This is a genomic window from Arenimonas metalli CF5-1 (assembly GCF_000747155.1).
Taxonomy (GTDB): domain Bacteria; phylum Pseudomonadota; class Gammaproteobacteria; order Xanthomonadales; family Xanthomonadaceae; genus Arenimonas; species Arenimonas metalli.
The window spans coordinates 14478-31652 of record NZ_AVCK01000012.1 but is presented as its reverse complement, the minus strand read 5'-3'; the positions used below and the strand labels follow the sequence as shown (position 1 = coordinate 31652).

Below are 17175 nucleotides of genomic sequence, written 5' to 3'. Positions count from 1 at the left end.
GCTCAGGCCTTGCGGGGATCGAAGTCGAAGGCGTCGGCCATCTGCTGGTACAGGGCTTTCTGGGCGTCGGTGGTGGCCTTGGGGGCGCGAACTTCGAGTTCGACGATCTGGTCGCCGGCGGCGGGCTTGCCCGGCAGGCCGCGGCCGCGCAGGCGCAGCTTGCGGCCGGTGTCGGAGTCGGGCGGGATGCGCAGCTCGACCGCGCCGCCCAGGGTGGGCACGCTGAGCGTGGCGCCCAGCGCCGCCTGCCACGGCGCCAGCGGCAGCGTGCAGAGCACGTTGCGGCCGTCCACTTCGAACTGCGCGTGCGGGCGGTAGTCGATTTCCAGCAGCAGGTCGGTCGGCCGCGGCCCGCCGCGGTGGCCCTGCCCGGCCAACCGGATCACCTGGCCCGGCGCTATGCCGGCGGGCACGTTCACTTCCAGCGTGCGGCCGTCCACGGTGATGCGCTGCTTGCCGCCGGTGTAGGCCTGCTCGAGCGAGATCGCCAGCTTGGCGCGCACGTCGCCCTGCGGCGCCTGCTGCCGGCCGGGCCCGCGGCCGCCGCCGAACAGCGACTCGAAGAAATCGCTGAAGCCGCCGCCCCCGCCGAAGTCCTGCTCGTAGCGGAAACCGCCGCCACCGAAGCCACCGCCGCCAAAGCCCGGCGGCGGGCGGAACTCCTCGCCCGGCCGGTAGCCCTGCGCGCGCAGCTGGTCGTATTCGGCGCGCTTGTCCTTGTCGCGCAGCACCTCGTAGGCCTCGTTGACTGCCTTGAAGCGCTCCTCGGCGCCGGCTTCCTTGCTCACGTCCGGGTGGTACTTGCGCGCGAGCCGGCGGTAGGCGGTCTTTATCTCCGCCTCGCCGGCCGTGGCTTCCACGCCGAGGGTGTCGTAGTAATCCTTGAATTGCATCGTGTGGCCTTGCGAAAGAAGTGGACCCGCAGGCCGAGCCCGCGGGTCCAGTTTATGCCTTCGGGGCGATCGGGGCTGAAGCCCCTCCCACAGGTCACATCACCTGGATGCGGCGCGGGGTGGTCTCCGGGCGCTTGGGGATGCTGATCTCGAGCACGCCGTGCCTGCCGGTGGCGGTGATGCCTTCGGGGTTGGCGCTGTCGGGCAGCGCGAAGCGGCGGTAGAACACGCCGTGCGCGCGCTCGATGCGGGAGTAGCGGTCGCCCTCGGTCACCGATTCCGTCTGGCGCTCGCCCTTGATCGAGAGGATGCCCTTGTCCATCTGCACCTCGATCGCGTTCGGGTCCACGCCCGGCAGGTCGGCCAGGATCAGGAAGCGCTCGGCCTCCTCCTTGATGTCCACGCGCGGCACCCACTGGCTGGTGACGACGCTCGAGGCGTCGGTGTCGTCGCCGTTGAAGAACTTGTCGAACACCTGCTTGATCTCGTCCTGCAGGTGGCGCGGGGCGGTGGTCGGGTAGCGGGTCAGGCTCATGTTCGTCTCTCCGTGTCAGCGGCGGCCAGCCCGGCCGCCATGTCCGGAACATAGGGTCCTGCACCTCGGCTTCAAGCCCCCACCCGGGCGTCACGCGGGATGGTTAAACTCGCGTTCCGTTTCCCTCCCCTTCCCCGGAGCTGCCATGACCATCCAGATCGGCGACAAGATTCCCCAGGCCACCCTCAACATGCTCAAGGACGGCGTGCAGGCCGTGGACACGGCCGATCTGTTCGGCGGCAAGAAGGTGCTGCTGTTCGCGGTGCCGGGCGCGTTCACCCCGACCTGCTCGGCCAAGCACCTGCCCGGCTACGTCGAGCACTTCGATGAATTCGCCAAGCGCGACATCGAGGTCGCCTGCCTGTCGGTCAACGATGCCTTCGTGATGGACGCCTGGGCCAAGAGCCAGGACGTGCCCGCCGGCGTGCACATGCTGGCCGACGGCAACGGCGCGTTCACCCAGGCCATGGGCCTGCAGCTCGACGCCACCGCCTTCGGCATGGGCCTGCGCGCGAAGCGCTTCGCCCTCTACGCCGAGGACGGCATCGTCAAGCAGCTCCACGTCGAGGCCCCGGGCGAATTCAAGGTCTCCTCCGCCGAATACGTCCTCGAGCACCTGCCGGCGTAAAAGCGTTTTTTGCCACGGATGAACACGGATCAAAGCAGATAAGGCAATGCGGTTTGGGCTGGCATAGCCAAGTGCGGCTCACTCGCCGAAAACCAAACAAGTTCTTCTGCTCTATCCGTGTTCATCTGTGTTCATCCGCTTTTATCCGTGGCAACGCCTTTCTCTACCGCACCACGCGGAGGTTGAGTTCGGCCCAGGCGCCGGTGTCGGCCAGGGCGGTGATGCGTTGCGGGCCCGGGTCCGGGAAGGCGTGGGTCCAGTAGCGGGCGCCGCGGGTTTCGCCGGCGAGGCGGTCGTTCACCAGCCAGCGCACGCGCGACTCGGTGCCGATCGCGCGCAGGCGCAGCGTCGCGGGCGTCGGGCTGCCGGGCGTGCGCGCCAGGCGCGCGCCCTCGCCCGGGCCGTCGATGCGCAGGGATTCCATGGCCGCCAGGGCGTCCGGCGCGCAGTCGGTCGCCAGCGGCGGGATGGCGCTGGCGCGCCGCGTGGCGGCCGGTAGCCAGGGATAGGCCAGGCTGGGCCAGCGGGCCACCTCGAGGCGTTCGCGGGCGTGGACGCGCGTACAGGCGGCCGAGAGGCGCTGGCCGGTGCGGGCATCCACCGACAGCACCAGGCGCCCGGCGCTCCACTGCCGCGCCTCGCGTTCGGGCAGGGTCGGCGGCAGCACGCCGGCCAGCGCCAGCGCGTCGTGCCGGCGGTGGCACAGGCCCGGCGCGGCCGCATCCTCGGCCAGCCCCAGCGGCCAGCAGATCGCCACTTCGCGAACACCCGCGGGGCGCGCTCGCCGCGCCGCGTCGGCCGGCGCCCGCGGCAGGCTGTCCACCACTTCGAACAGCAGCGGCAGCGCGGTGATCGCGCCGTACTGCCCGGGCAGCGGCGTGCCGTCCGGCCGCCCGACCCACACGCCCACGGTGTGGCGCGCCGTGCCGCCCAGCGCCCAGGCGTCGCGGAAGCCGTAGCTGGTGCCGGTCTTCCAGGCCACGCTCGGGCGGCCGCCGGTGTCGAAGGCCTCGTCGCGCTGGCCCGGCCGCCCGTGCTGCTCGAGGATTTCGCGGATGATCCAGGCCGCCTCGGGCGACAGCAGCCGGCGCTCCTGGCGCGGCGCGTCGGGCCGGTAGCGCACCTTGCCGGCGAGGCCACCGTGGTTGAGCGCGCGGTAGGCGCCCACCAGGTCCTCGAGCCGCGTGCCGGTGCCGCCGAGGATCATCGACAGGTTCGGCTGCGCGCCGCGCGGCAGCTGCAGCACCAGGCCCGCATGCGCCAGCCGCGCCGCGAACCGTTCCGGCCCGACCCGGTCCAGCAAATCCACGGCCGGCACGTTCAACGACAGCCTCAGCGCCTCGGCCACGGTCACCGGGCCATTGAAGGTCGGGTCGAAGTTCGCCGGCCGGTAGTCGCCGAAGCTCTGCGGCGCGTCCACCAGCAGGCTGGCCGAGTGCACCAGGCCGTCATCGATCGCCAGCCCGTACAGGAAGGGCTTGAGCGTCGAGCCCGGCGAGCGCGTGGCCCGCACCATGTCGACGTGGCCCAGGCGGCGCGCATCGCCGAAAGCCAGCGAACCGACGTAGGCGCGCGCCTCCAGCGTCTCGTTATCCACCACCAGCAGGGCGGCCGAGGTGCGTTCGGGCAGGCGCGAGAAGTACGCCGCCACGCGCTCCTCGAGCACGCGCTGCAGGCCGGCGTCGAGCGTGCTGCGGATGCGCGCGGCGCGCGGGTCGGCGCCGCGCAGCCGGCCCGCGAGCAGCGCGGCCGACATCGGCGGCTGCAGCTTGCGCGCGACCACCGGCTCCAGGCGCGCGTCGGCCACTTCGGCGGGCGACCAGGCGCCTCGCGCGACCATCCGCGCCAGCACCTTGTCGCGCGCGGCCTGCGCGGCCTGCGGATGCCGGTCGGGGCGCAGCCGGCTCGGCGCCTGCGGCAGCACGGCCAGCAGCGCGGCCTCGGCGCGCGAGAGTTCGCGCGCCGGCTTGCCGAGGTAGGCCCAGCTCGCCGCCTCGACGCCCTCGATCGGGCCGCCGAAGGGCGCGTGGTTGAGGTACAGCGCCAGGATCTCGTCCTTGTCCATGCGCCACTCCAGCTGCAGCGCGCGCAGCGCCTGCCGCAGCTTGCCGGCCGGCGTGCGCCGGTGCGGCTCGAGGATGCGCGCGACCTGCATGGTCAGCGTTGAACCGCCGGACACCACCCGCCCGTTCGCGAGCCACTGGCCACCCGCGCGCGCCAGGGCGAGAGGATTGACGCCCGGGTGGCGCCGGAACCAGCGGTCTTCGTAGGTAAGCAGCGCTTCGATGTAGTGCGGCGAGACCTCGTCCACCGTGACCGGATAGCGCCACACGCCGTCGCGCCCCGCGAAGGCGCGCAGCGGCGAACCGTCCGCGGCCAGCACCACCGCGCCGGCACCCTCGGCCGCGGGCAGCGGCGGCGGGAACAGGCGGTCGAGCACGAACGCCACCGCGAGCAGCGCCACCAGCGCCGCGACCCAACGCCCGCGCCGCCTGCCGCGGCGGCGCGGTGCGGACGCCGCCGCGTTCAGGGCTGCACGACGGTCACCGTCGCCGGCACCGCCCTGCCGACGCCGCGCAGCTCGGCCCGGTACATGTCCTCGACCTGCGGCGGCGGCACCACGTAGGTGCCGGGCGTCACCGCCCGCACCAGGTAGAACAGCTGCGCCGGCTGGCCTGCGTAGAGCTTGAGCGCGGCCACGTAGCGGTCGTCGCGGTACTCCTCGTGCAGCTTCTCGGCGTGATCGCCGCGGTCGGTGAGCGTCACGCCCTCGATCACCACGTCGGCCCATTGCGCCGGGTCCGTGAGGTTGAGGTTCTCGATCTCCAGGCCCGCCGGCAGCAGGTCCACCAGCAGCGCATCGGGCATCGCCTCGCGCGCCTCGATCCGCAGCGCGGCCACCAGCACCTGGCCCTCGCGCAGCGGACCCGGCGTCCAGCGGGTGCCGTCCGGGTTGAACCAGGTGCGCTGCACGCTGATCTTGCTGTCGTCGGGCGCGGGCGCGGTGCGCGGCACGCCGGCGACGTCGATGCTCGCGAACACCGGCGCCTCCGCCTGCGGCACGAAGCGCACGCCGGCCGAGAGGTCGCCGAACCCGTAGTCGCGGCTGAGCACGCGGTCGGCCTCCAGCGTCTTTTCCTCCGCGCCCACGGCCAGCACGCCGGAGAACGTGGCCTCGCTGTCGAGCGCCAGGCCGCGGCCCAGGCGCGCGAGCGCGATCTTCTCCTGCGTGCTCAGCCAATAACGGCTTTTGCCCAGGCGCGCCTGCAGGTCGCGCGACAGCGCCAGCAGGCGGGCATCGCGGTCGCCGTCGGCGCGCTTGTTCTCGCCCAGCAGGGCCAGCATCAGCGCCTGGTCGCGCAGCGGCGTGCCGTAATCGCCCAGCCAGCGCGGCCGGCCGTCGGGCTTGGCCAGCGCCTCGCGCACGGCGACCGCGGCGCGGGCCTCGTCGCCCTGCAGCGCCAAGGCCAGGCCCAGGTGCATCAGCGGCAGCCCGGTCAGCGACTTGCCGCGCTGGTTGTCGTGCAGCGCGCGCAGCGTGCCCAGCGGCGCGCGATTCACCTTGGCCAGCACGTAGCCCGCCTGGGCCTGGTAGGCGAAACGCAGGTGGTCGGCGTCGTCGTACTGGTAGAAAGGCACGCCGCCGGTAAGCAGGTCCTCGCCCAGTCGCTCGAGCGTCTTCTGCAGCAGCGCCTCGGGCACCGCGAAGCCGGCCTCGCGCGCGGCCAGCAGGAACTCGGCGACGTAGGGCGTGAGGATGGGCATGGTGTCGCTGCCACCCCACATCGAGAAGTGGCCGTTCGGCGCCTGCAGGGCCGCGAGGCGGCTGAAGGCGCCTTCGAGCTGCTGGCGGCGCGCGGCTTCATCGAGGCCGGTGAAGCCCATGCGCCGGGCGCTGTCGGCATCGAGCAGCAGGGCCGCGTAGCCGCGCGTGGTGGTCTGCTCGACGCAGCCGTAGGGATAGGCCAGCAGGTCCTGCAGTGCGCGCGCGAACGGGATGGGTGGCTGGGTGGTCAGGGTCATGCGCGCCGACACGGTGCCCGGCATCAGGCCCTCGGCCAGCGCGCGGTCTAGCGTGAGCGCGCTGCCAGGCGCCACCGTGCGCGCCTGCGAGCGGGCGATGTCGCCCCAGGCCGCGCGCACCGGCACGTCGAACTCGCGGTTCACGACGTGGCCACCGCCCTCGACGCGCAGCACCAGCGTGCCGGTGCCGAAGCCTTCGGTGCCGCTGAGCGCGAACTCGAGCGTCTGCTTGGCCTCGGCCGCCAGCCTTACCTCGCGGCGGCCGGTGGCCACCGCGATCGGGCCGCGGGTCTGCAGGTCCACCTGGAAGGCGCCCTCGGCGCCGGTGAAGTTCTGCAGGTCCAGCGTCACCAGGCTGCGGTCGCCGGGCGCCAGCACGCGCGGCGCGCTGACCTCGGCCAGCACGGGCGCGCGCAGCACCGACTCGCTGCTGCCCTGCCCGTACACCTCGTCGCTGAAGACCAGGGCCGAGACGCGGAGCGTGCCGTTGAAGTCGGGCACCGCCACGTCCACCGTCGCGCGGCCCTGCGCATCCAGCGCCACCGGGCCGGCGAACAGGTCCACGGTCTGCACGCGCGCGGTCGGGCGCCGCGCCTGCGGCAGCGCCGGCAGCGCCATGTCGCCGCCGAAACGCAGCTGCGCCACTTCGCCGTCGAAGCTTTCGATCACCCGGCCGTACAGGTCGTGCGCCTCGACGCCCAACCGGCGCTGCGCGAAGAAATGCGCCGCGGCGTCGGGCACCGGAAAGCGCGTGATGTTGAGGATGCCCAGGTCGACCGCGGAGATCGTCGCCCACGCGGTCTTGCCGGCCAGCGCCGGCGCGCTGACCACCACGGGAAGCGGCTGTTCGGGCCTCGCCTGCGCGGGCGCCTGCACGGTCACGGGCACGCGGCGGTCGGCGCGGTCCATCGGCACGTGGGCCACGCCGACGGCGCGCGCAGGCGTCACCTTCTCGACCGCCGAGCCACCGCGCAGGACGAGCGCGGTGATGTAGACGTCGTGCCGCTCCCAGTCCTCGGTGACCTTGATCTCGTAGGTCTCGCCGGGCTTGGCCAGCAGCGGCTGTACGTGCAGCAGCTGGTCGGTCTCGACCAGCAGCAGGCCCTGGCCGGGCTGCGGCGGGGTGACGGTGACGCGCAGCGTGTCGCCGGCGCGGTAGGCGGTCTTGTCCAGCGCCAGCTTGACCTTGTCGGGGCGCGCGTCGAGGCCGCGGTTCTGGTTGTCCCAGCTCCAGCCGGCCACGAAGGGGAGGCGCGTGAGCAGGCCGGTGGCCGGGTCGCGCACCTCGAGGCGGTATTCGCCCCACTCCACCGGGAAATCCACGCGCACGTCGCCGTCGGCGCGCACGGCGAGCTCGCGGGTTTCCACCGTCTCGAAGCGCGAGGTGTAGTCGAAGCCCCAGCCGCCGCCCGGGTCCTGGCGCCAGTGGTAGTCGCGGCGTTCGCGCACCAGGCTCACCTGCAGGGCCGCGCCCGCGACGCGCTGGCCGTCGGCGCGCGCGCGCAGCAGCGAGAAGCCGGCGACGCCGTTGGCCGGCGCGCCCTCCTTCGGATCGAACATCGGCCGCACGCCGACCAGTTCGGGGGCCGGCCACAGCACGCGCTTGAGGCTGCGGCTGACCGGGCGGCCGCCACTTTCGTACACGCTGCCGCTGGCGACCACGGCCACGGGCGCCGCGGGCTTGGCGACTTCCTCGGGCAAGGGAATGGACGCGCTGAGCTTGCCCTGCGCGTCCAGCGCCTCGTCCACCGCGTCCTTGGCCTCGCGCGGCAAGGCCAGCGTGGGGTCGCCGAAGAAATGATCCGGGAAGGCTTCGAGCGGATGCTGCTCCGCGCTCACCGATACCCTTGCGGTGAAGCGGTTGCCGGCCGCAGGCGCGCCGTAGAGATAGGCCGCGGTGACGTCCAGCGCCAGCGGCTTGCCGGGCGTGAGCACCTCGGCGGCGCTCGCCAGCTCCAGCTTCATGCGCTCGGGCAGGAATTCCTCGACCCGCAGCGACATGCCCTGCACCACGTCCTTGGCGCCGGGCGCGGTGCGGAACTCGACCTGCCAGCGGCCGGTCGGCACGTCCACCGGCAGCGCGTGGCTCCAGCGATAGTAGCCGCCTTCCTCGGCCGCCAGCTGGGTTTCCAGGAACACCTTGCCGTCGGGCTGCTTCAGGCTCAGGAACAGCGGCTGCGCCTTCACCGCGCGGCCGTCGTGGTCGCGCATCAGCGCCGACACCCGCAGGGTCTCGCCCGGCCGGTAGAGATCGCGGCCCGACCACGCGAACACGTCGAACCAGGCCTGCGGCCGCCCCGCGACCGAGAACTCGGACAGGTCCAGCGCCGGCTGGTTGAGCGGCAGCATGGACACGTCGTTGCCGCTGCTGGCCACCAGCACGTGGTTGGCGTCGAGCGTGTAGGCGATGCGGGCGTTGCCGGCGCCATCGGTGGTGGCGCGGGCCACCACTTCGCCCTTGCGGTCGAGCACCTGCAGCGCGACGTCGCCGGCGGGATCGCCCGACTTCAGCGAAGCCGTGTGCACCAGCACCTGATCGCCGTAGGCGCGCAGGTGCAGGCCGATGTCGCTGATGAAGAAGATCGCGGTCTCGTAGGCCTCGTCGTAGTCGCCCACGCGCCGCATCAGCGCGAAGTACACGCCGGGCTGCTGCAGCTCGGCGATGTTCTGCACCGGCAGGTAGCTCAGCCGGCGCTCATTGTCGGCGCCGCCGAGCACGAAGCGGTTAAGGTAGACCGAATCGGCGACGCGGGTGATCGCGGGGCGCTCTTCCCACTGGCTTTCGCCCAGCTCCCAGCCGCCGCGGCGGCCGCCGCGCTGGTAGCTGACGAAGAAATTGGCGACCTCGCTGTCGCGCACGCGCAGGAACTCGACGTCCACCTCGGGCACGTTCACCGATACCACCGGCAGGCCGCGGGTGTCGCGCGCCGGCAGCACGCTGCCCTGCGACGCGAAGCCGACGGCGGGCTCGACCGGACCGGTGTTGACCTTGCGGCGCTCCTCGCGCCCCAGCGCCTTGCCGTCGGCCGCCACCAGGCCGGCGCGCAGCAGCACTTCGTAATCCTTGCTGGCCTCGACGTAGGGGAAGCGCAGCGCCTGCGCGTCGCCGTCGAGCACCCAGCTGCCTTTCACCACCGCGCCGTCGGCATCGGTCACCACCAGCAGGTCGTCGAAGGCCTGGCTGGCCGCGAGCGGCTGCGAGAACTGCAGTTCGATCGCGAGCTGGCCCTGGTGCTCGCCGCGCCCGGCGGCCAGCAGCCCAAAGCCCTCGACCGCGGGCCGCGCATCCACCGCGTCGCCGCCCTGGAGTTCGGGCACCTGGTTGGCGTCGCGCTTGCAGCCGGCGGACACCAGCACGGTGGCGAGGATCAGCAGCGCGAATGCGCGGCGGAGGGCGGACATCGAAGGCATGGGCCGGCTCCCGGGGGGTGGCGGCCAGTATAGGTCGCGACCCGCGCCGCCATGGCGCCACGGAATCGCCGATGCGAAGCGGTCAGCGCCCCGCGATCGGCAGCTTCGCGGCCTGCGCGGTGGCCGCGGCGACCTTGTCGACGGGCGTCATCCGCAGCGCCATGTCGGCGAAGTCCAGGCCCAGGCCGGTGCCGCGCTGGCGCGTCACCGCGGCCAGGTCGATGTCCACGTAGCCCATCGGCCGGCCGTCGTGCGAGAAGGCCAGGCCGGGCACGCCGTCCACCAGCAGGCGGAAGGTCGGGTTGCGGGTTTCGCCCAGCACCAGGCCCGGGCGGAACACCGGCACCGCGCCCCACTCGTCCGAGGTGCGCAGCAGCGAGAAGAACACCATGCCCGGCTCCGGGCCGACGCCCTTGGCCAGGTCCACGAACGGCAGCGCGCCCGGCGGCCGGCGCAGGCGCAGCCAGGCCAGGCCGAGTTCGCCGTCGCGGGTGACCAGGTCGGCCGGCAGCCAGTCCTCGCTGTCGGCCAGGCGTACGCGGAAATCGCTGGACGTGGCGACCGGCGAGGCCTGCCCCGGCGTGGCGTTGCCCAGCGCGGCGAAGTCGACGCTCACCGCGCGCTCGGGCACCAGCAGCAGGCCGTCGGCGCTGACCACGATGGCCTGGGTGCGGTCCTCGATGCTCTGCTCGTTGCCCGAGCTGGTCACCGACATCACGAACTTCACCGTCACCACCGCGCCGGCGTGGCGCTCGACCAGGTCGCGGTAGATGGCGCGGTAGTCGTCGAAGGACGCGTCCGGCGTCGCGGCGGGCAGAGACGCGGCGAAGGCCAGCAGGCCCACGGCCGCGAACAGGCGAAGCATCGGGGTCATGGCGTCTCCGTGAGCCAGTAGCGTTCGAGGTAGAGGATGCGGGTTTCGCCGCCGCGGATCACCTGCAGCGGGATCACGCTGCCGTTGCCCTTGGCCAGCGCGGCATCGAGCGCGGCGGCCAGGCCGGGCGGATCGCGCACGTCTTCGCCGGCGAGGCTGATGATGATGTCGCCGCCCTGCAGGTGGGCCAGGCCGGCCGGGCCGCCCGGCTCGACGCCGTCCACCACCACGCCCTGGCGCGAGGCCGGCAGGCGGCGCGCGGCGCGGTCGTAGAAGCCCAATTCGCGCAGCTGGGCGCGCAGTTTGGCCAGGGCCAGCGTGCGCAGGCCGGAGGTGTTCACCGGCGACTCGCCCAGGGTGACCTCGAAGGTGCGCGGCTTGCCGTCGCGCACGGCCTGGAACACCGCCTCGCTGCCGATCGGCAGGTCGCGCACCCGCTGGTGGTAGCCGTCGGCGGCGGTTTCGTTGGCGGCGCGCAGCGGGGTGTCGTTGATGCCGGTCAGCAGGTCGCCGACGCGGGCGCCGGCGGCGGCCAGCGGGCTGCCGGGATAGACCCGGATGATGCGATAGCCGGTCGCCTGCAGGCCGAGGTCGCGGGCGAGCGAGGCGGTGACCGGCTGCACCTCGACGCCGGACCAGGCCTTGGCCAGCTCCGGCAGCGGCGTGCGCAGGCGGTCGCCGTGGATCGGCACCAGCACGGCGAGCCGCTGCTCGGCCTCGCGCTGGAACTCGACCACCAGCGGGCCGCCCGACGGCGACGGCGCGCCCGCGACGGCCTCGAGTTCGGCCAGCGTGCGCACCGGCTGGCCGCCCGCGCGGCGGATCACGTCGCCCGGCGCCAGGCCCGGCCGGGCGATGGCCGCCGGGCCGCCGGGGCGCACGCCGGTGACCAGCAGGCCTTCGGCGCCATCGAGGTTGCGGCGCCGGCCCATCGCCGGCGTCAGCGGCTTGAGCGAGACGCCGAACGGTGCGAACGCACGCTCTTCGCCCGGGTCCTCGGCCTGCGCATCGGCGAGCAGGCGCAGCTCGCTGCGGCGACCGTCGCGGTCGATGCCCAGGCGCAGCGCTTCGCCGGCCGGCAGCTCGGCGATTCGGCGCTGGAGCGCCGGCACGTCCACGGGCTGGCGCGCGTCCACTTCCCCGCCCTGCAGCGTGAGGATGCGGTCGCCGGCGCGCAGGCCGGCCTTCTCGGCGACCGAGCCGCGCTCGACCGCGTTCACCAGCACGCCGCGGTCCAGGCCCGTGCCCTTGAGCGAGCGCAGCCGGAACCCGAACTGCGCGCGTCGGATGCGCCCGTCGGCCACCAGCGCACGCACCACGTCGCGGGCGTCGGGGCCGGGGATGGCGAAGGCGAGGTCGCCGCCGAAGATCATGCCGCGGGTATTCACGCCGACGATGCGGCCGGAGAGGTCCACCAGCGGACCGCCCGAATTGCCCGGGGCGATGGCGGCGTCGTGCTGGATCCAGGCGTAGTAGCGGCCGGTGGGCTCGTCGACGCCGAGCCGGTCTTCGTAGTCGGCTTCGTCGTCGAACAGCGAAACCAGCAGGCGGCGCGGGTTGTTCACCACGCCGGCGCTCATCGAGTTCGACAGGCCCCAGGGCGCGCCCATGGCCAGCACGGTGTCGCCCGGCTGCAGATCCAGCACGTCGGCGAACTGGGCGTGGGCGAAGGTCTCGGGCTTGGGCGGCAGCGCCTGCAGCACGGCGAGGTCGGACAGGGTATCGGTGCCCACCAGCCGCGCCGGCAGCTCGCGGCCGTCGGCGAAGACGACGCGGAAGCTCTTGCCGTTCTGGGTGACATGGGCATTCGTGGCGATGTGGCCCTGCGGCGTCACCACCGTGCCGCTGCCGCTGGACACGCTGAGCACGGGCTCGCCCTGCTGGTGGTCCTCGCGCACGGTGAGGATGCTGACCACCACCGGCAGCACGCGGTCACGGGCCGCGCCGATCCGGTCGGCATCGCTGGCGCGCACGCGGGGCATCGCCTCCTGCGCCGCCACCGGCGTGGAAACCAACAGCCAGGCCACCGCCAGGCCCGTCACGACGCAACGAACAAAACCCATTGAACTCTCCCTGTTGAACCACGGGGCCGGGTTCCGAACCCGACCCCGCGCCATGCGCTACAGGGTACAGGCGGCGCCGGAAGTTCCGCGAGGCGGGGCCGGGGATGACCCCGGCCCCGATGCCTCAAGCCTCGGGCTGGGGCTGCGAGGGTTCCGTGACGACGGCGCCGGGAGTGGCGTCCTCGTCATCCACCTCGAGCACGTCCACGCGCTCGACGGCGATCAGCTTCTCGTCCTCGGCCACGCGCATCAGGGTGACGCCCTGGGTGTTGCGGCCGACCTGGCTGACCTCGGAGGCGCGGGTGCGCACCAAGGTGCCTTGGTCGGAGATCAGCAGGATCTCGTGCTGTTCGGTGAGCTGGATCGCGCCGACCAGCTCGCCGTTACGGTCGCTGGTCTGCATCGCGATCACGCCCTGGGTGCCGCGGCCCTTGCGCGGGAACTCGGACACGGCGGTGCGCTTGCCGAAGCCATTCTCGCTGGCGGTCAGGATGTCGCCGTCGCCGTCCACGACGATCATGGACACGACCTTGGCGCCCTGCCCCTCCTCGTCTTCCTTCAGACGCATGCCGCGCACGCCGGTGGCGGTGCGGCCCATCGGGCGGACTTCGGACTCATCGAAACGCACGGCCTTGCCGTTGCTGGCGAACAGCATCACGTTGCGCTCGCCGTTGGTGAGCTGCACGTCGACCAGGCCGTCGCCCTCGTCGAGGTTGATGGCCCAGATGCCGGTGGAGCGCGGGCGCGAGTAGTCGCTGAGCGGGGTCTTCTTGACCGTGCCGTCGCGGGTGGCGAAGAACACGAAGTGCGACTCGTCGAACTCACGCACCGGCAGCACGGCCTGCACCTTCTCGCCTTCCTGCAGCGGGATCCAGTTGATGATCGGGCGGCCGCGCGAGTTCGGGCCGGCGTCGGGCAGCTGGTAGACCTTGAGCCAGAACACGCGGCCGGTGCTGGTGAAGGTGAGCAGGGTGTCGTGCGTGTTCACCACCCACAGGCGGTCGATGAAGTCTTCTTCCTTCACCGCCGTGGCCGAACGACCCTTGCCGCCGCGCTTCTGGGCGCGATAGGTGGTGAGCGGCTGGCGCTTGGCGTAGCCGGCGTGCGAGAGCGTGACCACCACGTCCTCGGACTCGATCAGGTCCAGGATGTCGAGGTCTTCCTCGCCCGGGCGGATCTCGGTGCGGCGGGCGTCGGCGTACTCCTCGCGCAGGTTGCGCAGCTCGGTGCGGATCACCTCGAGCAGCACGTCCGGGTTCTCGAGGATCTCGATCAGGCCGCGGATGACCTCGAGCAGCTGCTTGTATTCGTCGGTGAGCTTTTCCTGCTCCAGGCCGGTGAGGCGGTGCAGGCGCATCTCGAGGATCTGCTGGGCCTGGGTGTCGGTAAGCTGGTAGCCGTTGGCGACCAGGCCGACGCCGGCCGGCAGGTCTTCCGGGCGCGAGGCCTCGGCACCGGCCGCGGCCAGCAGCGCGCCAACCAGGCCGGGCTGCCAGGTGCGCGCCAGCATGCGTTCCTTCGCGACCACCGGGTTCTCGGAGGTCTTGATCAGCTCGATCATCTCGTCGATGTTGGCGAGCGCGACCGTCAGGCCCTCGAGGATGTGGGCGCGGGCGCGGGCCTTGCGCAGCTCGAAGATGGTGCGGCGGGTCACCACCTCGCGGCGGTGGCGGATGAAGGCCTCGAGCATCTGCTTGAGGTTGAGCACCTGCGGGCGGCCGTCGACCAGGGCCACCATGTTGATGCCGAACACCGACTCCATCGGCGTCTGCAGGTAGAGGTTGTTGAGCACCACCTCGGCCGAGTCGCCACGTTTTACCTCGATGAAGATGCGCATGCCGTCCTTGTCGGACTCGTCGCGCAGCTCGCTGATGCCTTCGAGCTTCTTCTCCTTGACCAGCTCGGCGATCTTCTCGATCAGCCGGGCCTTGTTCACCTGGTAGGGCAGCTCGGTGACGATGATGGCTTCGCGGCCGTTGTCCTCGTTGACCTCGACCTCGGCCTTGGCGCGCATGCGCACCCGGCCGCGGCCGGTGTGGTAGGCGGCGTGGATGCCGGCGGCGCCGTTGATGATGCCGGCGGTCGGGAAGTCCGGGCCCGGCACGTACTGCATCAGGTCGCCGATGCTGGTGTCCGGGTCGTCGATCAGCGCGATGGTGGCGTCGATCACTTCGCCCAGGTTGTGCGGCGGGATGTTGGTGGCCATGCCGACGGCGATGCCGGCGGAGCCGTTGACCAGCAGGTTCGGGAAGCGCGACGGCATCACCGTCGGCTCGAGCTCCTTCTCGTCGTAGTTGGGCTGGAAGTCGACCGTGTCCTTGTCGATGTCGGCCATCAGCTCGTGCGCCAGGCGCGACATGCGCGCCTCGGTGTATCGCATGGCGGCGGCGGAGTCGCCGTCGACCGAGCCGAAGTTGCCCTGGCCGTCCACCAGCAGGTAGCGCAGCGAGAACGGCTGGGCCATGCGCACCAGCGTGTCGTAGACCGACTGGTCGCCGTGCGGGTGGTACTTGCCGATGACGTCGCCGACGATTCGGGCGGACTTGTAGTAGGGCTTGTTGCTGTGGGCGCCGAGCTCGTTCATGGCGAACAGGACGCGGCGGTGCACGGGCTTGAGGCCGTCGCGGACATCCGGGAGGGCGCGGCCGACGATCACGCTCATGGCGTAATCGAGGTAGCTCTTGCGCATCTCGTCTTCGAGGTTGACCGGGATGATTTCCTTCGCGAGATCTGCCATTCGTGCTTCCGTTTTCGACGTTCGGGCGGGTGCCGCGGCCAGGGCCGCGGACGAGGGCTTTCAGGGACACGAAATCATAACAGAAACGGCCCCGCGAAGGGGCCGTTTTGGAGCCGAAAAACAAGCACTTAGGCGCTCATCCGGGTCCGAAAAGCGCCTGCATCCGCGCCCGGTCCGGGGCCATCACCACGCCGCGCTCGGTGACGATGGCATCGATCAGCCCGGCGGGGGTCACGTCGAACACCGGATTCCACGCCTGCACGCCCTCGGCGACCGTGCGCGTGCCCGCCACGGACAGCAGTTCGGCGGGGTCGCGCATCTCGATCTCGATGTCGTCGCCGTGCGCGGTGGCCATGTCCACGGTGGACGAGGGCGCCACCACCATCACCTTCGCCCCGTGGTGGCGGGCGGCGATGGCGTGCGAGTAGGTGCCGATCTTGTTGGCGGTGTCGCCGTTGGCGCAGATGCGGTCGGCACCGACGATGACCCACTGCACCGCGCCGGTCTTCATCAGGTGCGCGGCGGCGCCGTCGGCGATCAGGGTGGCGGCGATGCCGTCCTGCAGCAGCTCCCACACCGTCAGGCGGGCGCCCTGCAGCCAGGGCCGGGTCTCGCTGGCGAAGACCCTGCCGATGCGACCCTCGGCCACGCCGGCGCGGATGACGCCCAAGGCGGTGCCGAAGCCGGCGGTGGCCAGCGAGCCGGTGTTGCAGTGGGTCAGCACGCCGCTGCCGGGTTCGATCAGGGCCGCGCCCAGCGCGCCCATGTGGCGGTTCGCGGCCAAGTCTTCGGTTTCGATCGCGCGGGCCTCGGCTTCCAGCACCGCGGCCCAGTCGGCGCCGGCAGCGGCCAGCACGCGGCGCAGGCGGGCCAGGGCCCACATCAGGTTCACCGCGGTCGGGCGCGCGGCCTGCAGGCGGTCCAGCGCCGGGGCGAGCCTGGCCAGTGCGGCGGCGCCGTCGACGGCGTCGACGCCGCGCGCGGCCAGCACCGCGCCCCAGGCGGCGGCGATGCCGATGGCGGGCGCGCCGCGCACGACCAGGTCGTGGATGGCGCGGCCGACGGCCTCGCTGTCGCGGCAGGCCACGTGCTCGACCACGAAGGGCAGCCGGCGCTGGTCGAGCAGCGACAGCTGGTCGCCCTCCCAGCGGATCGGGCGGATGCGGTCGTAGCGTTCGAAGTCCATGCGAGGGTCCGTGCAGCGGGGCCCGTGAGTTTACCAACACGGGCGCCGCGCTATGCTCGGCCCATGAGCACCCGCCCTGCCCGCCCCCGAACGCGCAAACCGCCGCCGCTGGACGCCGGCATCGAACCGATGCTGCACGCGGCCTGCGTCAAGGCGGGCGCCGGCGCCGCGCTGCAGGTCGGGCTCGATCGCCTGCCCCTGCTCAAGCCCTTCCTGCCGGTCGCGATCCGGCGCGCGGGCAGCACGGAGTCGGCCGAGGACATCCAGCGCAAGCTGGTGGAAGCTATCTACCGGCGCTACAAGCTCAAACCCGCGGGCTGGGAGGTCGAAGGCGTGCTGGCCGTGGCGCAGACGCAGGCGGTGCTGAGCCCGCTGGCCACGCGCGAAGGCCTGCGTTCGCTGCTGCGCGGCTGGCTGCCGGCGGCAGTCAGCGGTCCGCTGATGCGCTACACGCCGCTGGAACCGCTGGTCACCGCGACCGTGCGGGCCGTGGCCTCGACCTGGGCCGCAGGCCGCTACGCCGACAGCGTCTGCCGCCTGCGCAAGGCCGGCGCCGACTGGCTGCCGGCGCCGCTGGCCGGGGCGCTCAACCTGGCGCCCTCCACCCTGAAGGCCTGGAGCGCCGAGGCGCTGGCGCTCGCCATGCCGCCGCTGAAGCTCGCCAGTGCGCTCGGCCGCCAGCTCGGCAAGGCCGTTTCCGCGGGCGCCCGCCCCGCTCCGCCGCGCAAGACGGCGGGCAAGGCGGCGCCGGGGCGACCCAAGAAAAAGCCGGCGCCTCCGGAGAAGGCGCCGGCCAAGGCTCGCGTCCGCCTGCGGACGCCGTGA

At 72.4% G+C, this 17175-nt stretch carries 10 protein-coding genes; 2 read left to right on the top strand and 8 right to left on the bottom strand.

Features of this window, described 5'->3' with window-relative positions; genetic code table 11:
- Window positions 1-2 precede the first annotated feature (2 nt).
- Together N787_RS03840 and N787_RS03835 are read right to left on the bottom strand one after the other, a co-directional pair.
- Window positions 3-893, bottom strand: a complete 891-nt coding sequence (locus N787_RS03840) for a DnaJ C-terminal domain-containing protein (RefSeq protein ID WP_034210926.1) — start codon at window positions 891-893, stop codon at window positions 3-5.
- 94 nt (window positions 894-987) lie between these two features.
- The gene (locus tag N787_RS03835; RefSeq protein WP_034210925.1) at window positions 988-1428 is read right to left on the bottom strand and encodes an Hsp20/alpha crystallin family protein; all 441 of its coding nucleotides are present in this window, start codon (window positions 1426-1428) and stop codon (window positions 988-990) included.
- Between the two features lie 145 nt (window positions 1429-1573).
- Between N787_RS03835 and N787_RS03830 the strand changes: the two genes are divergently transcribed.
- Window positions 1574-2056, top strand: coding sequence for a peroxiredoxin (locus N787_RS03830; protein ID WP_034210924.1), 483 nt, complete (start codon window positions 1574-1576; stop codon window positions 2054-2056).
- 163 nt (window positions 2057-2219) lie between these two features.
- Here the strand turns inward: N787_RS03830 and pbpC are convergent, their stop codons facing one another.
- The 6 genes from pbpC to mtnA form a co-directional block, all read right to left on the bottom strand.
- Entirely contained in the window at window positions 2220-4586 is a 2367-nt protein-coding gene (pbpC, locus tag N787_RS03825) for a penicillin-binding protein 1C (protein ID WP_034211376.1), read from the bottom strand.
- A complete protein-coding gene (locus N787_RS03820; protein ID WP_052575106.1) occupies window positions 4583-9490 on the bottom strand; it encodes an alpha-2-macroglobulin family protein in 4908 nt (1635 codons plus the stop codon). The genes pbpC and N787_RS03820 overlap by 4 nt, the downstream gene beginning before the upstream one ends.
- Window positions 9491-9572: 82 nt before the next feature.
- The gene (locus N787_RS03815; RefSeq protein WP_034210923.1) at window positions 9573-10364 is read right to left on the bottom strand and encodes a hypothetical protein; all 792 of its coding nucleotides are present in this window, start codon (window positions 10362-10364) and stop codon (window positions 9573-9575) included.
- Entirely contained in the window at window positions 10361-12427 is a 2067-nt protein-coding gene (locus tag N787_RS03810) for a PDZ domain-containing protein (protein WP_169742278.1), read from the bottom strand. Before N787_RS03810 ends, N787_RS03815 begins: the two co-directional genes overlap by 4 nt.
- A 124-nt stretch (window positions 12428-12551) precedes the next feature.
- Window positions 12552-15164: a DNA gyrase subunit A gene (gyrA, locus tag N787_RS03805; RefSeq protein ID WP_034210921.1), complete on the bottom strand. Its 2613-nt coding sequence runs from the start codon at window positions 15162-15164 to the stop codon at window positions 12552-12554.
- A gap of 136 nt (window positions 15165-15300) precedes the next feature.
- Entirely contained in the window at window positions 15301-16350 is a 1050-nt protein-coding gene (gene mtnA / locus N787_RS03800; protein ID WP_034210920.1) for an S-methyl-5-thioribose-1-phosphate isomerase, read from the bottom strand.
- Window positions 16351-16413: 63 nt separating this feature from the next.
- Between mtnA and N787_RS03795 the strand changes: the two genes are divergently transcribed.
- Window positions 16414-17175 carry a hypothetical protein gene (locus tag N787_RS03795; protein ID WP_034210919.1) on the top strand — a complete coding sequence of 254 codons (762 nt, stop codon included), beginning with the start codon at window positions 16414-16416 and terminating at the stop codon, window positions 17173-17175.

What these genes read in the sequence shown, in the direction of transcription:
- N787_RS03815 (WP_034210923.1), bottom strand. Translation starts at nt 10,364, where the DNA reads ATGACCCCGATGCTTCGCCTGTTCGCGGCCGTGGGCCTGCTGGCCTTC.
- N787_RS03820 (WP_052575106.1), bottom strand. Translation starts at nt 9,490, where the DNA reads ATGCCTTCGATGTCCGCCCTCCGCCGCGCATTCGCGCTGCTGATCCTC.
- mtnA (WP_034210920.1), bottom strand. Translation starts at nt 16,350, where the DNA reads ATGGACTTCGAACGCTACGACCGCATCCGCCCGATCCGCTGGGAGGGC.
- N787_RS03840 (WP_034210926.1), bottom strand. Translation starts at nt 893, where the DNA reads ATGCAATTCAAGGATTACTACGACACCCTCGGCGTGGAAGCCACGGCC.
- gyrA (WP_034210921.1), bottom strand. Translation starts at nt 15,164, where the DNA reads ATGGCAGATCTCGCGAAGGAAATCATCCCGGTCAACCTCGAAGACGAG.
- N787_RS03795 (WP_034210919.1), top strand. Translation starts at nt 16,414, where the DNA reads ATGAGCACCCGCCCTGCCCGCCCCCGAACGCGCAAACCGCCGCCGCTG.
- N787_RS03830 (WP_034210924.1), top strand. Translation starts at nt 1,574, where the DNA reads ATGACCATCCAGATCGGCGACAAGATTCCCCAGGCCACCCTCAACATG.
- N787_RS03810 (WP_169742278.1), bottom strand. Translation starts at nt 12,427, where the DNA reads ATGGGTTTTGTTCGTTGCGTCGTGACGGGCCTGGCGGTGGCCTGGCTG.
- N787_RS03835 (WP_034210925.1), bottom strand. Translation starts at nt 1,428, where the DNA reads ATGAGCCTGACCCGCTACCCGACCACCGCCCCGCGCCACCTGCAGGAC.